This window comes from Microbulbifer weihaiensis, from assembly GCF_048323715.1.
Taxonomy (GTDB): domain Bacteria; phylum Pseudomonadota; class Gammaproteobacteria; order Pseudomonadales; family Cellvibrionaceae; genus Microbulbifer.
Genome location: NZ_JBLWFL010000028.1, coordinates 1 through 12,321, shown reverse-complemented (window position 1 = coordinate 12,321; position 12,321 = coordinate 1). Strand labels below are relative to the sequence as shown.

General features: G+C 46.7%; 20 protein-coding genes. All 20 read right to left on the bottom strand.

Annotated features, from left to right (window positions below):
• Positions 1 to 72 precede the first annotated feature (72 nt).
• Positions 73 to 867, bottom strand: a complete 795-nt coding sequence (locus ACNKU7_RS18690; RefSeq protein ID WP_418298504.1) for a hypothetical protein — start codon at positions 865 to 867, stop codon at positions 73 to 75.
• Positions 868 to 1,032: 165 nt separating this feature from the next.
• A complete protein-coding gene (locus tag ACNKU7_RS18685) occupies positions 1,033 to 1,428 on the bottom strand; it encodes a hypothetical protein (RefSeq protein ID WP_418298503.1) in 396 nt (131 codons plus the stop codon).
• A gap of 539 nt (positions 1,429 to 1,967) precedes the next feature.
• Positions 1,968 to 2,276 (bottom strand): hypothetical protein, encoded by a 309-nt coding sequence (locus ACNKU7_RS18680; protein WP_418298502.1) that lies wholly within the window; start codon positions 2,274 to 2,276, stop codon positions 1,968 to 1,970.
• 151 nt (positions 2,277 to 2,427) lie between these two features.
• The gene (locus tag ACNKU7_RS18675; protein WP_418298501.1) at positions 2,428 to 2,679 is read right to left on the bottom strand and encodes a hypothetical protein; all 252 of its coding nucleotides are present in this window, start codon (positions 2,677 to 2,679) and stop codon (positions 2,428 to 2,430) included.
• 144 nt (positions 2,680 to 2,823) lie between these two features.
• Entirely contained in the window at positions 2,824 to 3,117 is a 294-nt protein-coding gene (locus ACNKU7_RS18670) for a hypothetical protein (RefSeq protein ID WP_418298500.1), read from the bottom strand.
• 127 nt (positions 3,118 to 3,244) lie between these two features.
• Complete coding sequence (locus ACNKU7_RS18665; protein WP_418298499.1) at positions 3,245 to 3,706, bottom strand: hypothetical protein; 462 nt, start codon at positions 3,704 to 3,706, stop codon at positions 3,245 to 3,247.
• A gap of 177 nt (positions 3,707 to 3,883) precedes the next feature.
• Positions 3,884 to 4,153: a hypothetical protein gene (locus ACNKU7_RS18660; protein WP_418298498.1), complete on the bottom strand. Its 270-nt coding sequence runs from the start codon at positions 4,151 to 4,153 to the stop codon at positions 3,884 to 3,886.
• Positions 4,154 to 4,338: 185 nt separating this feature from the next.
• On the bottom strand, positions 4,339 to 4,593 hold the full coding sequence (locus ACNKU7_RS18655; RefSeq protein ID WP_418298497.1) for a hypothetical protein: 255 nt from the start codon (positions 4,591 to 4,593) through the stop codon (positions 4,339 to 4,341).
• 481 nt (positions 4,594 to 5,074) lie between these two features.
• Positions 5,075 to 5,437 carry a hypothetical protein gene (locus tag ACNKU7_RS18650; protein WP_418298496.1) on the bottom strand — a complete coding sequence of 121 codons (363 nt, stop codon included), beginning with the start codon at positions 5,435 to 5,437 and terminating at the stop codon, positions 5,075 to 5,077.
• Between the two features lie 179 nt (positions 5,438 to 5,616).
• Entirely contained in the window at positions 5,617 to 5,970 is a 354-nt protein-coding gene (locus ACNKU7_RS18645; RefSeq protein WP_418298495.1) for a hypothetical protein, read from the bottom strand.
• A gap of 110 nt (positions 5,971 to 6,080) precedes the next feature.
• Positions 6,081 to 6,422 carry a DUF6508 domain-containing protein gene (locus ACNKU7_RS18640; protein WP_418298494.1) on the bottom strand — a complete coding sequence of 114 codons (342 nt, stop codon included), beginning with the start codon at positions 6,420 to 6,422 and terminating at the stop codon, positions 6,081 to 6,083.
• Positions 6,423 to 6,584: 162 nt separating this feature from the next.
• On the bottom strand, positions 6,585 to 7,019 hold the full coding sequence (locus tag ACNKU7_RS18635; protein WP_418298493.1) for a hypothetical protein: 435 nt from the start codon (positions 7,017 to 7,019) through the stop codon (positions 6,585 to 6,587).
• Between the two features lie 129 nt (positions 7,020 to 7,148).
• Positions 7,149 to 7,613: a hypothetical protein gene (locus tag ACNKU7_RS18630; RefSeq protein WP_418298492.1), complete on the bottom strand. Its 465-nt coding sequence runs from the start codon at positions 7,611 to 7,613 to the stop codon at positions 7,149 to 7,151.
• 907 nt (positions 7,614 to 8,520) lie between these two features.
• On the bottom strand, positions 8,521 to 8,907 hold the full coding sequence (locus ACNKU7_RS18625) for a hypothetical protein (RefSeq protein ID WP_418298491.1): 387 nt from the start codon (positions 8,905 to 8,907) through the stop codon (positions 8,521 to 8,523).
• A gap of 128 nt (positions 8,908 to 9,035) precedes the next feature.
• Positions 9,036 to 9,443 carry a PH domain-containing protein gene (locus tag ACNKU7_RS18620; RefSeq protein WP_418298490.1) on the bottom strand — a complete coding sequence of 136 codons (408 nt, stop codon included), beginning with the start codon at positions 9,441 to 9,443 and terminating at the stop codon, positions 9,036 to 9,038.
• A gap of 154 nt (positions 9,444 to 9,597) precedes the next feature.
• The gene (locus ACNKU7_RS18615; RefSeq protein WP_418298489.1) at positions 9,598 to 9,852 is read right to left on the bottom strand and encodes a hypothetical protein; all 255 of its coding nucleotides are present in this window, start codon (positions 9,850 to 9,852) and stop codon (positions 9,598 to 9,600) included.
• Between the two features lie 149 nt (positions 9,853 to 10,001).
• Positions 10,002 to 10,433 carry a hypothetical protein gene (locus ACNKU7_RS18610; protein WP_418298488.1) on the bottom strand — a complete coding sequence of 144 codons (432 nt, stop codon included), beginning with the start codon at positions 10,431 to 10,433 and terminating at the stop codon, positions 10,002 to 10,004.
• A 145-nt stretch (positions 10,434 to 10,578) separates the two neighbouring features.
• Complete coding sequence (locus ACNKU7_RS18605; protein ID WP_418298487.1) at positions 10,579 to 10,929, bottom strand: hypothetical protein; 351 nt, start codon at positions 10,927 to 10,929, stop codon at positions 10,579 to 10,581.
• Between the two features lie 163 nt (positions 10,930 to 11,092).
• Positions 11,093 to 11,377, bottom strand: a complete 285-nt coding sequence (locus ACNKU7_RS18600) for a hypothetical protein (protein ID WP_418298486.1) — start codon at positions 11,375 to 11,377, stop codon at positions 11,093 to 11,095.
• 558 nt (positions 11,378 to 11,935) lie between these two features.
• The coding region (locus ACNKU7_RS18595; protein WP_418298485.1) for a DUF4177 domain-containing protein at positions 11,936 to 12,321 on the bottom strand (386 nt) is incomplete at its 5' end.

Below are 12,321 nucleotides of genomic sequence, written 5' to 3'. Positions count from 1 at the left end.
AATGCGATGATTCGAGAAAAACAAGCGTGGTGTGCAACTTAAATTTTGGGTGGTTGACACCACAGTCGCTTGTTAGGCACTTTTGAGCGCGCTACGCAGTATATCCAGTGAGCGAGCCACTTCATTTATAAGTGATCTAAGTGTTTCTAAGACTTCTCCTTCGTGCCGTGGAGAGTCGATATAGAACCAAGTTTCAACTAGGACGTCTATAGCTTTTTGGTAGATATGCATGAACGGCGGAAGCACTGCCCCAATCTCCTTAGGGTTGTACATGCGCGAAGTCCAAACTACGTCCTTCTTGCTCATGCCCGCCCCACAATCCGTTAAACCACCCGGGAAGTCCGGAATTTGCTCCTGAATCATTCGGCTATCTATCCTTGAAAAGTTTCCTGCTGGGGTGGGGAACTTGTGTTTGTCTCCTACGTTTACTTCGTGAAGCAAAACCAGAATAAAATTCCCACCCTCGCCGTGGTAGGCTTTCAACGACTTCAGGGCTTCAAAAAATTCCTGGCCAGCCTTATCACCCTGTCTAGATCTAATCGTCTGCTCATAACTAGCAGAGTCTTTTGAAATTGGAAACTGAATTGCTTTATGCTTTTCTTGTGGTAAGTTAGGCGAAATTGCCTCGAAATATGCTTGATCTATGGCAGATCTCAGGTTGTGAAAAAGCTCGCCGCACCGGATCACTAGACGATCTAGGGAATCACTGTTTTTCTTAGCCAAGGTAGCTCTCTGATGCGTTGAGGCATCCGTCTCGAGCACATACAAATACGGCGGATCTGTTTTCATCTTAGCCTCTATCTCCACCAAGATCTCTTCCGCACGCTCTAGCTTTAAAACGGAATTTGTGAAATTTCCTGTATTCATTATGCTCGTTCCGTAACTTGCCTAACGCCGCCAGCAGGGGCAGCTTACCTTGTGCGCGTTTTGCGCAACAATGGGAGCGCAGCGACCTGTGCAAAATGTGCACAAGGTAAGCTGTCCCGCGGAGGGCCGAAGGCCCGTAGCAAACTGCCTGGCCTTGTTAGGCATTCACTGCAGCTCCATGCCATATTCTTTAGCCATTGGCGCTGGGACAAATGACGAAAAATTCGAGATTTGAATAACTTTAGGAGAACCTGAATCGTTTCCGAACACATAATAATGGCTTATTCTTTGATCAATCCACCCAGAGCATGTGCTAGTAATTTTATTTTCTACCATGAAATAGTCTTCAGGAGGGCCTTTAAATGATTTTTGCACCTCAAATGTAACTATCTGATGATCCTCTCCCACTTCTTCAAAAGAAATAATTTTTCCGAAAAATACAATTTCATATTTTTCTAGAAATTTTTTGGGCTCCAGAGCTATCGTTGAGCTTGGCTCGGCGATACAACCTATAGCTGGAGCGCCAAGAAGTAGAATATATAGGGACAGAAAATATTTCATGGGTATTACGTATGCCTAACGCCCAGCGCAGGCGCAGCCAGCGCGGAGCACTTTTTGTGTCAATGTTTGAGCGCCAGCGAGTAACACAAAAGGTGCGTAGCGTTGGCTGTCGTTCTGCCGCTGATTGTTATATTTTTTTTACCCACCACAATGCCAACGGAGTTACAACGGCTGATACAACGTAGTAGAAAAACAAAACTGGCATTGAGAATGGACTCAAGAGCCAATCAAGATAGTACTCAAACCTTGTACATTCCCAAACCGCATCAAGTAACCCTGCACAATGTATACCATCATAACCTTTAAAGGAGTGCCAGTACGTGGTGAGCATATAGGTAATCAGGGGAAAAACTAGCCCCGAGAGAATTACTATTTTTCTTTTGCTCACATACTCTCCGAAAATATAACGCCGCAAGCAACGGCGGCCAATACGTAGTTTCTGCTGTGTTAAGTTGAGAGCGGAGCGAACAACACAGCAGAAACGGAGTGTTGGGCGTCCAGCCAAGTGTGTTTTCACTTGGCGTTGTTGCCTTGCTTTGTTAGGCATTTTTAGGAATAGTTTCATTCCAGAGTGTACGTGCTGACAGTTCTAAAGTGGAGCCTTGATACCAAGATCTTAACTCTTTCGCAGCACTAATCCATTCATTTGGATCACGATTTTGGTAAACCATATAATCGTGATTTATAGCATCCGACCAACAATCAAAGAAGTATCTAAGAACCGCGCCTTTGCCGTCTATTTCTAGGGCCAGATCTAGATCATCAAAGACATCCCCGATCTCGCGGGAGTCTCTCTGCCCAGCATCTATTGCTTTATCAATAAGCTGAATCTTGGCTTCAATATCCATTAGTGCCTAACGCCGCCAGCAGGGGCAGCTTACTTTGTGCGCGTTTTGCGCGAAAATGGGAGCGCAGCGACCTGCGCAAAACGTGCACAAAGTAAGCTGTCCCGCGCAGGGCCGAAGGCCCGTAGCATACTGCCTGGCCTTGTTATAAGCCCTACAGGAGTCCAAAATTTTCCATGAAATTCTCATAGAACTCCTTTTCTTCAATAGTCAGAAGCTCTTCATGTTCCAGCAATGAGTCAACAGCTTCACCGAGGATAAACTTTTCATCAGAATTTCCAAGAGAAAGCTCCGACGCCGCAAATTCCAATAAAGCAACCGCGAAATCTTGATCAATCCTATCGTCTGATGACAGTTCTATAGCCGCCAGTATTTTCAGAATTGTGGTTGCATTTGCGTTGGTCATATTTGCTTATAACGCCGCCGGCAGGGGCAGCTTACCTTGTGCGCGTTTTGCGCGAAAATGGGAGCGTAGCGACCAGCGCAAAATGTGCACAAGGTAAGCTGTCCCGCGGAGGGCCGCAGGCCCGGAGCAAATTGCCCGGCCTTGTTATGTGCCACTACTCGCACCTGACCTCCTTTTGAGTTTCCGCCGAGCAGAAAATGCGAATATTGTTAAAAACAATAACGCAGCAGAAGTTTGAATTGCTCCTTTAACAATAACCCCTGTCGAACACTCACCGGATGGATCTGTTGGTGTGCCTACACGATAGAATGGGAAAAAACCAAACTCTTTTTTGTGGCCGCAGAGACCATCCCATTCTTCATATGCAAACCCGAATAGAACAGATAACGCAAAAAGAACGAGAAATATTACAGAAACTGGTATGACTCTATTCTTCATTTTCTATGCCGGACACATAACGCCGCGCACAGGGGCGGCTTACTTTATGCGCGTTTTGCGCGAAAATGTGAGAGCAGCGACCAGCGCAAGACGTGCATAAAGTAAGCCGTCCCTTTGCTGCGCATTGTTATGCGCTGCCGCCCCGGACTCCGATTGCGGAGTATACATAGTCTGGCCGCCCCCTCTCTTTGAGGTATGGCTCAACATTTTTGTATGGAACCAAGTTAGCTAGTTTTCCGCGAACTATTACTGCCGCATACCAGCCAACTTCCGCTACTTTTGTGCTACCACAAGAGGTTTTTGGATTTAGATACTTCATATACCTACCACTTTGATACCCCCAACCATGTAGCAACTGAACTATTACAACATCTGGATAGTTCTTTTCACCAGCCACTTCCAGAATTTTTACTATCGCCAAATTTTTGCTAGCTGCGATTTCTTCATAGTTTGGTCCGGTTTCCGGATAGATATACCGAAAACTCCCATTTGGTGAGGTTGGCGGAACTATTTTAGGCACAGGATATTCACAGGCCGACACATACTGCGCGAAAAAAATAGTAAAAACTACGAGTACAAAGCTTCTCATTCTTTATGCCGCATAACGCCGCCGGCAGGGGCAGCTTACCTTGTGCAATTTTTGCGCGAAAATGGGAGCAGAGCGACCAGCGCAAAAAGTGCGCAAGGTAAGCTGTCCCGCGGAGGGCCGTAGGCCCGGAGCAAATTGCCCGGCCTTGTTAGTGTTGGGCCCACCAGCACAAGTTTGCTACTTGCACTGCACCACCATGCCTTTGTCTGAGGTGGCTATGGGATTACCATCAAAGCCTGTCATGACCCCAGGTTGATTATGAGAAGAAACCACATCGTAACCGCCAGGGCAGACTGCGCCAGCCTTCTCGTAACACTTTGAAATTGAAACAGCAGTGCCAGAGCAGTTGATGGTATAACCAACGGCGCCACTTGGAAGCACAATTTTATTTGCGCTTGCACAACCTACCATTGCACCCAAGACAAAAATGGCAATTACTTTTCTCATATTTTCTTCCTTATTATTTTATTGGTATCGTTGAACACTAACGCCCGCAACAGGGGCGACCAATGCTATGCACGTTTTGTGCGAAACTGGGAGCGCAGCGACCCGCACTAAACGTGCATAGCGTTGGGCGTCCCGCGGAGGCCCGAAGAGCCGTAGCAAACTGCTTGCGTTTGTTAAGGCAGACTTCACTCACAGCCAGCATCAGAGCCACCGAAATCTAGCCCTCCATCAAACCCGCAATTCGAGATTGATGTTACATTTAGCTTTCCTCTCTTTTGACGCAACTCACTTTTTAGCGCCTCATTTTGTTTTTTTAGAGCTATTTTTTCAGACTCAGAGAATCTCTGATCATCTTGGAGTTCAGCGCCGCAATACATGCAGATATCAAAACCTGTATTCTGAATCTGACGATTACAGGCACTGCATGTACCTTTCTTCATATGATGCTAATGCCTTAACGTTGCTAGCAGGGGCGGCCGGCGCGTAGCGTTGGCCGTCCAGCCCAGCCCCGAAGGGGATGGGCGAGCCTGCCTAGCCTGGTTATGGCTGACGCGCTCCGGACCAACTACTAGCACTTTGCCAGCCACGGCTTGGCTGGCCACCGCCCGAAAATTACGAGGAAAGAATGCCGCACTCTCCCCAACCTATTTTTATCTTACTGGCAGGCCAAAATACTGCAGCGGACTACCCTCTTCTACCGAACCCGAGCGAACACTCTAGGAACGAAACTGCTAAATGTGCCATGGCAAGAAGCCAAATACTGGAAACGAAAACTGTGCGCAAAAGTTTGAACGGCGCAGTTATCAATTTTTACCGACCGGCACCATAACGCCTGGCTCAGCCGCCGTAAAAAATGGCGGTTGTTTTGCCGGGTTTATGGCAAAACAAGTGACAGTTTTTGCGGTCGGTTGCAGCCACTTGTTATGCGCTCACTCTCTGTGTAGTTAATACGTTAGCTTCTTTGAGCAGACCACGGTTTGCAAAACCATAAATAATTGCAGCCAAGCCAAATAGCAAACCGATAACTAACCAATTATTAGCACCCAATGGAGTGCTTATATATTGCTCGATTTTACTGTCTAAGAAGAAAATTGCTAATAAGAATGCGTAAAATGAATATGTGCCTTTAGCTTTTTTATCAAATGCTGTTTCACCGCTCATATCATCTTTGATATTGGCACCACACTGAGGACATAAAAATCCCTCTTTTACCCCATTTTTGAAGTCATCCTTAATTTGGCTTCCTTCAAATCTAGAGCTACACACACAACATTGATATTTCATTTCTTCCTTGATGTAAATGCCGATACTTGATGTTCATTGCGCATAAGGCCGCCAGCAGGGGCAGCTTACCTTGTACGCGATTTGCGCGAAAATGGGAGCGCAGCGACCCGCGCAAAACGTGCACAAGGTAAGCTGTCCCGCGGAGGGCCACAGGCCCGGAGCTTTACTGCCTGGCATTGTTATGAGTTACCTCGCACTTTGCCTTTTACACCTGAGAGCTTCAAAGGCCCGAAGTACATTTTCGCAATTTTTAAAACGAGCGAAATGACTAAAGGTACAACCAAGTAAGTTACTGCTCCAAAGCCTATTAGATTGATGCTTTCATTCTCTAGAAGCGCTAATACCGCTTGAAGTAGTAGTAAATATAAAAGAACCGCACCGAAAATCAGTACAAATTTAAACCAACCGTGAACTTGGAATATAGATACGCAATTTCGACAGATGTAAGCTGCTGAGAACAATGGGATCTCTAGAGTTTTTTTCTTACATTCTGGGCAGTTTCGTTTAAGCATGCGTAATTTCAACTGACTCATAACGCCCAGCGCAGGCGCAGCCAGCGCGGAGCGCGTTTTGTGTTAATGTTTGAGCGTCAGCGAGTAACACAAAAGGTGCGTAGCGTTGGCTGTCGCTCTGCCGCTGCTTGTTATGCATGATGCAGCTCCTGAAGCCTTTCAAAGACCGGATCCAGCCTCCTATTTTTTAGGATTTGCTCCCAAGATCCATCACAAAATCTTTCAGACCTGGCCGCGGCAGTTAAGGCCCACTTGATTTCTTCTGTGGTCGCGTTTTCTATTGACTCTAGAATGCCGCTAATCTCTTTTGGCTGATATTCATATGCAACCCAAGGGGGAGACTGCAACAATTTCATGAAATTTGTAATTTCTTCCGGATAAATAGGGTATCCATCACTACGAGAGATCTCATGAACAGCTGAAACTGCTGCTTGATAGCTCAACACCAATTTCCATATATCTTCAATTTTCACTATCTCAGCATTCCTTTGCATAACGCCGCCGGCAGGGGCAGCTTACCTTGTGCGCTTTTTGCGCAAAAATGGGAGCACAGCGACCTGCGCAAAACGTGCACAAGGTAAGCTGTCCCACGGAGGGCCGAAGGCCCGGAGTAAATTGCCCGGCCTTGTTATGCATTACTTTGGTGGCAGCACACCAGGCAACTTGGAAAGTTGTTCGCGCAGCTCATCCTGGAACCGTTGTGCGATAGCATCTGAAATATCTCCAACTGACTCGGTTCCCTCGAATTTATGTCGAGAAGTGATCACGTGAGCAATCAAAGAGCTTCCTATTGCAGCCGAAACAAAGGGAAGTATTAGGACAGCCACTTCAATATCTATTTTGATTGATGACATCCCAGGATCTGCAATATTTCGATCAACTATCGCCTCAACCCCGTGCAGCATTCCCAAAAATATCGCCGATGTAAGAATAAGAAGAGAACCTACGCAAAATGAAAGCCATCTTGCTGTTTTTTCGCTACGAACAAGCCAGCAAAGTAGTGAAGATACTGTCAAGTGTCCCATTACGACAAATACAAAAGTTGAGTCAACTGCATTAAATAAATCCATGATTTCTAGTTCTCCATTGCATAACGCCGTGCGCAGCGGCGGCTTACTTTGTGTGTATTTTGCACGAAAATAGGAGCGCAGCGACTGTGCAAAAGACGCACAAAGTAAGACGTCGGCTGCCGCACCTTGTTAGTGCGATGTACCACTGTGGGTCACCAGTACTTCTGTGGGCTTGCTCTCAACTCCAAGCGAATTAACTGCGATCACCTTTACTTTGAGGTTAATGGGCTCCTGAATGTCTGATGCGCCATCTAGCCAAACGAAGCGAACATTTTTCCTGCCGGGAATAGGAGTGATGAGCTCCTTAGGGAATACCGCTTCGGGACCTTCACCATCTACAACGATGAACTTATAACCAGTTAACCTACGATGATTGGTGATTACTACCTCTATGGTCCCGGCGTCAGCGCACATACTACCAATTCCATCTCTGCCTCTCGAAATTTCACCGATGGCTATTTCGGGTTTTGGAACCTTAACCGAAGCCAAAGCTATTGGTGGTGCGGTCTGGAATATTTCGTATGTCCTAGGAAATGAGCATCCCCATGAATCAACGGAAAATACAGCTGCGAAAAATGGAATTAAATATTTCATGGATGAACGTGCACTAACGTTGCTAGCAGGGGCGGCCGACGCGTAGCGTTGGACGTCCAGCCCAGCCCCGAAGGGGATGGGCGAGCCTGCCTAGCCTGGTTATGGCTGACGCGCTCTGAACCAACTACTAGCACTCTGCCAGCCACGGCTTGGCTGGCCACCGCCCGAAAATTACGAGGAAAGAATACCGCGCTTTCCTCAACCTATTTTTATCTTATTGGCACTCCGCAATACTGCAGCGGAATTGCCCTATTCTACCGAACCCAAGCGTACACACTAGGAACGAAACTGCTTAAATATGCCACGGCAAAACGCGAAATACTGGATGCCAGAACTGTGCGCAAAACTTGCAGCATCACTAAAAATATTTTTTACCGACCGGCACCATAACGCTGCCGGCAGGGGCAGCTTACCTTGTGCGCGTTTTGCGCAAAAATGGGAGCGCAGCGACCTGCGCAAAACGTGCACAAGGTAAGCTGTCCCGCGGAGGGCCGCAGGCCCGGAGCAAATTGCCCGGCCTTGTTATGAATTGGGACCACTAAATGCAAACCGTGCAGATAAGTTGGTACAACTCAGATTTATCTTTCATTAATGGCTTAGACGAAACACGGATTACTTGGTCAAGATCATGCAAGAAGCCTTTTCCGGGAGGACATTGGCCTTCGATCTCTCCACGCCTGATTGAAACTTTCCAATATTCCAACTGGTCGCCTTCCATATAGTACTCAGCAAGCTCTTTCATTGCTGCATAACATTGTTCATTTGTAGGCCATTGCATCGTAATCCTTACGATTCATAACGCCCAGCGCAGGCGCAGCCAGCGCGGAGCGTATTTTGTGTTAATGTTTGAGCGCCAGCGAGTAACACAAAATGCGCGTAGTGTTGGCTGTCGCTCTGCCGCTGTTTGTTAGCCATTGGTGTACTGCCACAATGCGGATGTATCTTTGACTAATGATTCAATCCGATTTGATAGCAACTTAGATTTTTCCCAATGCTCAAGAACATGCAAATCTTCTACATAAAAGAGGCCATATAGAAGTTTGCCAAGCTTGGAGTACACAGCCCTTTCATCGCCCTGTGCATACATTTGCGGAAGAATCATATTTTCAAGGCCTGCGTAAGTCGACCGGATCTCGTTTCTACCGCCAAACAAGTAATATTGTATATGGCCAAGTTCCGCTTGTTTGGGTCCTTTTACATGGAGCAATAATTCGCCATCTTCAGATGCTATGTAAATACCCACCAGATCTTCGCGCTCTGCTAGCTCTCGAGCCAATTTTTTCAATTCATCCATGCTTTTGGCCTTTTGGCTAACGCCGCGCTCAGGGGCGGCTTACCTTATGTGCGTTTTTGCACAAAAATAGGAGCGAAGCGACTGTGCAAAAAGGTGCATACGGTAAGCCGTCGCCTTGCAGCGCCTTGTTAAATTTCCTTGCCAATTGCGCTTAAGAAATCGCTTTTTGCTTGTGGTGAGACCATGATCGACTTGCCGCTAGAGTACGTAATCCGAAGTCGGTCTAAGGACAAAGCGGGGCTCGACAACGTATTGTGCGTAGCGGTTACCGAAGATATTTCATCTACCGGGACTGACCATGAAAAAGGCCCACTGTGAATCTTTAGCACTCCATCTGAAACGATATAGTTTGTCGAGAACATAATCCAGACAGGCAAAATTACTCCAAGCGCAGAAATAGTCGCAACTATAGCTAGATTCGCACCCGAGATTGGTTGGACCATCAATAAATAGATAGCGATAATCATGCTAAATATGACAGATCCCCAGATAATGACTGCCAGCCATGTGTCAACTTTAGACTGAAACTCTTGCATGAGTACCCTCCAGAAATTTAACGCCCAGCGCAGGCGCAGCCAGCGCGGAGCACCTTTTGTGTTAATGTTTGAGCGACAGCGAGTAACACAAAAGGTGCGTAGTGTTGGCTGTCGCTCTGCCGCTGATTGTTATGCGTGACGCAAAGCGCGGTGCCTATTTAGTGTCTGAAGCCAAGGGCTGCACTTTCCACTCTAGCTGGGATTGTGTATTTCCCAAACCCACTTCAACATTACCTAACCTGCTTTCCAGGGCTTCAATTTTCTCTTTTAGCTCAGAAATTTGAGCTTCATTTTTCTCTATTTGAGCAAGCAGCTCACTTTCATTTTTGTTTGAAGCTTGAGCAAAAGCAATCATCGCTACGCCCAAAATTAAAGACGCGGTGAGAACCCCAATCTTCTTAATTCCCATATATGAATCTCCGTTTCTTCTCGATTACTATTGACGCATAACGCCCAGCGCAGGCGCAGCCAGCGCGGAGTACTTTTTGTGTTAATGTTTGAGCGCCAGCGAGTAACACAAAAAGTGCGTAGCGTTGGCTGTCGCTCTGCCGCTGATTGTTAGGCATGGGACCACCTGGATCGGATTTCTCCGACTCTATTGTGGAAATCACCATAAATGCTGGTATCAGCATCATACCAATTTTGATTGTGGGCTATATGGGCTAGACAATTACCCAGAATCCCTTCTATACCGCTTAAAAATTCACCGTTTTCATCTAAAATGTACTCAAACAAAGCAAGGAAACAAGACGGCGCATCACTATCTCCCTTACTCTTTTCACTCACTAAATACTCAACAAATGCCTTTATATAAAACTGAAACGGTTTCTTTGGCATGTAGTAAAAATCTTCGCTGTAGAAGAGTGCATTATCTTCAATAAGTGAAAAAGCCTCCTCAAACGACTTCCCCTGAAAATGCTCGATCGCGGATTCTTCATCCCACCCAGTTGGAACCAGATATGTCCAAGAATTTTTTTTGGGTATCGTCATTCAGGATGCCTAACGCCGCGAGCAGCGGCAGCTTGCTTTGGGCGCTTTATGCGCAAAAATAGGAGCGAAGCGACCTGCGCATAAAGCGCACAAAGTAAGCTGTCCGGTGGAGGCCCGAAGGGCCGGAACGAACTGCCTCGCTTTGTTAAAACTTTTGGTCTGAGCTATCTGACTTGGGTGCAATTTTCGCCGCCATATAGAACAGTAATACAAAGTACTGGGTAACTAAAGCTAATACAATCCATGCGATTTTTGGATATAGGCGAACCGAACTTACAGTCGATATCCAATATGCTGACGCAATACTTGGCAATACATAGGCGATTGAACTAAGTGCAATACGTGCAAAATAGTTCCTAAACCCCTCAGAAAATCCACTCTCTGCTTCAAAAATCTCAATAAGAGACGACTCAATCGGGTATAGAAAATAGGTAAGCAACTGAATCGGCACGGCTATTGCCATCAGAATAACAAATCTTCCTATCTCAGAGCTCAATTGCTGATACCTCAAGTTTTAACGCCCGCAGCAGGGGCGGCTTACCTTGTGCGAGTTTTGCGCGAAAATGGGAGCGAAGCGACCCGCGCAAAATGTGCACAAGGTAAGCCGTCCCGCGGAGGCCCGAAGGGCCGGAGCAAACTGCCTGCGATTGTTATGAGTTTTACTCCTGGATTTTGGAAATGCCATTTGGATCTCTGCCGCACGCCCTTAGCCACCCAGACATTTCCTCTAACGAAAATGATTCCTTGGTATGCCACCCCTCCTCAGATCCATTAACGGTATACCAAGTAGATTTATGCAACTCTTCTATACCGTCAATGATTTTGCAATCTTTCTCGAAAGATGCTCTGAATTCTTCAGCAGATAAATCATGCTTCTTTTGATGAGATGAACAGCCAAAAATCTTCACTCCCAACAAAAGTAAGACCATCCATTTCTTTGCCAACGCACTTTATCCTATATGGACTCATAACGCCGCGCTCAGCCGCAGCTTACTTTGGGCGCTTTGTTGCGCGAAAATAGGAGCGTAGCGACTGCGTAACAAAGTGCTCAAAGTAAGATGTCGGCTGCAGCGCCTGGTTATGGCTGACGCGCTCCGAAATACCTACGGGCACCGAATGCGCCGAAGCTCCTTAAAAACGAGGAAAGAACTTCCAGCTTCCCCCAACCAATTATTCTCTTATTGGCACTCCGCATTACTGCAGCGGATTTGCCGCAATTCCTACGGACTTAAACGAAAGCACTGGGAACGAAACTGCTTGATTTTATCATGGCAAATAGCCAAATACTGCGGGCCAAAACAGTGCTTTCAATTACACGCTGGCACAGGCCACAAATTTAACAGCCCGGCACCATAACGCCCACGGCAGGGGCGGCTTACCTTATGCGCGATTTGCGCGAAAATGGGAGCGAAGCGACCCGCGCAAAACGTGCATAAGGTAAGCCGTCCCGCGGAGGCCCGGAGGGCCGTAGCTTCACTGACCGTGTTTGTTATGTTCTGGATTTACTCAAGGGGTCGTTTAAAGAAATGTACCTCGCCTTCCGTGACATAGATCAACTCCCAGCCTTCCGCCCCCAGATCATTTAGCTTTTTATGATACAAGGTAATTAGTTCATCAGCATCGACGCTTGCAAGGTCCAACTGATGAAGCGGGCTCTTTCGATTAAGAGGATCTATTCGGACTCTTTTATATTCCCACTTGTTAGCTGTCTGGGTCTCTGACAGACATCCAGACAGAATTGCACCAAATAGTAATACACCAAAATACTTAACTACTTTTTTGATATTTATCTCCTTATGGATAACTCGGGGAACTGGTCTTACCCACAAAAAGTAGACACTATAACTATGCGCATTTGCGCTCATACTCTGCTGGACTTGTGTAACCC

Coding starts and splice junctions, on each gene's coding strand:
- ACNKU7_RS18690 (WP_418298504.1), bottom strand. CDS start 867: ATGAATACAGGAAATTTCACAAATTCCGTTTTAAAGCTAGAGCGTGCG.
- ACNKU7_RS18685 (WP_418298503.1), bottom strand. CDS start 1,428: ATGAAATATTTTCTGTCCCTATATATTCTACTTCTTGGCGCTCCAGCT.
- ACNKU7_RS18680 (WP_418298502.1), bottom strand. CDS start 2,276: ATGGATATTGAAGCCAAGATTCAGCTTATTGATAAAGCAATAGATGCT.
- ACNKU7_RS18675 (WP_418298501.1), bottom strand. CDS start 2,679: ATGACCAACGCAAATGCAACCACAATTCTGAAAATACTGGCGGCTATA.
- ACNKU7_RS18670 (WP_418298500.1), bottom strand. CDS start 3,117: ATGAAGAATAGAGTCATACCAGTTTCTGTAATATTTCTCGTTCTTTTT.
- ACNKU7_RS18665 (WP_418298499.1), bottom strand. CDS start 3,706: ATGAGAAGCTTTGTACTCGTAGTTTTTACTATTTTTTTCGCGCAGTAT.
- ACNKU7_RS18660 (WP_418298498.1), bottom strand. CDS start 4,153: ATGAGAAAAGTAATTGCCATTTTTGTCTTGGGTGCAATGGTAGGTTGT.
- ACNKU7_RS18655 (WP_418298497.1), bottom strand. CDS start 4,593: ATGAAGAAAGGTACATGCAGTGCCTGTAATCGTCAGATTCAGAATACA.
- ACNKU7_RS18650 (WP_418298496.1), bottom strand. CDS start 5,437: ATGAAATATCAATGTTGTGTGTGTAGCTCTAGATTTGAAGGAAGCCAA.
- ACNKU7_RS18645 (WP_418298495.1), bottom strand. CDS start 5,970: ATGAGTCAGTTGAAATTACGCATGCTTAAACGAAACTGCCCAGAATGT.
- ACNKU7_RS18635 (WP_418298493.1), bottom strand. CDS start 7,019: ATGGATTTATTTAATGCAGTTGACTCAACTTTTGTATTTGTCGTAATG.
- ACNKU7_RS18630 (WP_418298492.1), bottom strand. CDS start 7,613: ATGAAATATTTAATTCCATTTTTCGCAGCTGTATTTTCCGTTGATTCA.
- ACNKU7_RS18625 (WP_418298491.1), bottom strand. CDS start 8,907: ATGGATGAATTGAAAAAATTGGCTCGAGAGCTAGCAGAGCGCGAAGAT.
- ACNKU7_RS18620 (WP_418298490.1), bottom strand. CDS start 9,443: ATGCAAGAGTTTCAGTCTAAAGTTGACACATGGCTGGCAGTCATTATC.
- ACNKU7_RS18615 (WP_418298489.1), bottom strand. CDS start 9,852: ATGGGAATTAAGAAGATTGGGGTTCTCACCGCGTCTTTAATTTTGGGC.
- ACNKU7_RS18610 (WP_418298488.1), bottom strand. CDS start 10,433: ATGACGATACCCAAAAAAAATTCTTGGACATATCTGGTTCCAACTGGG.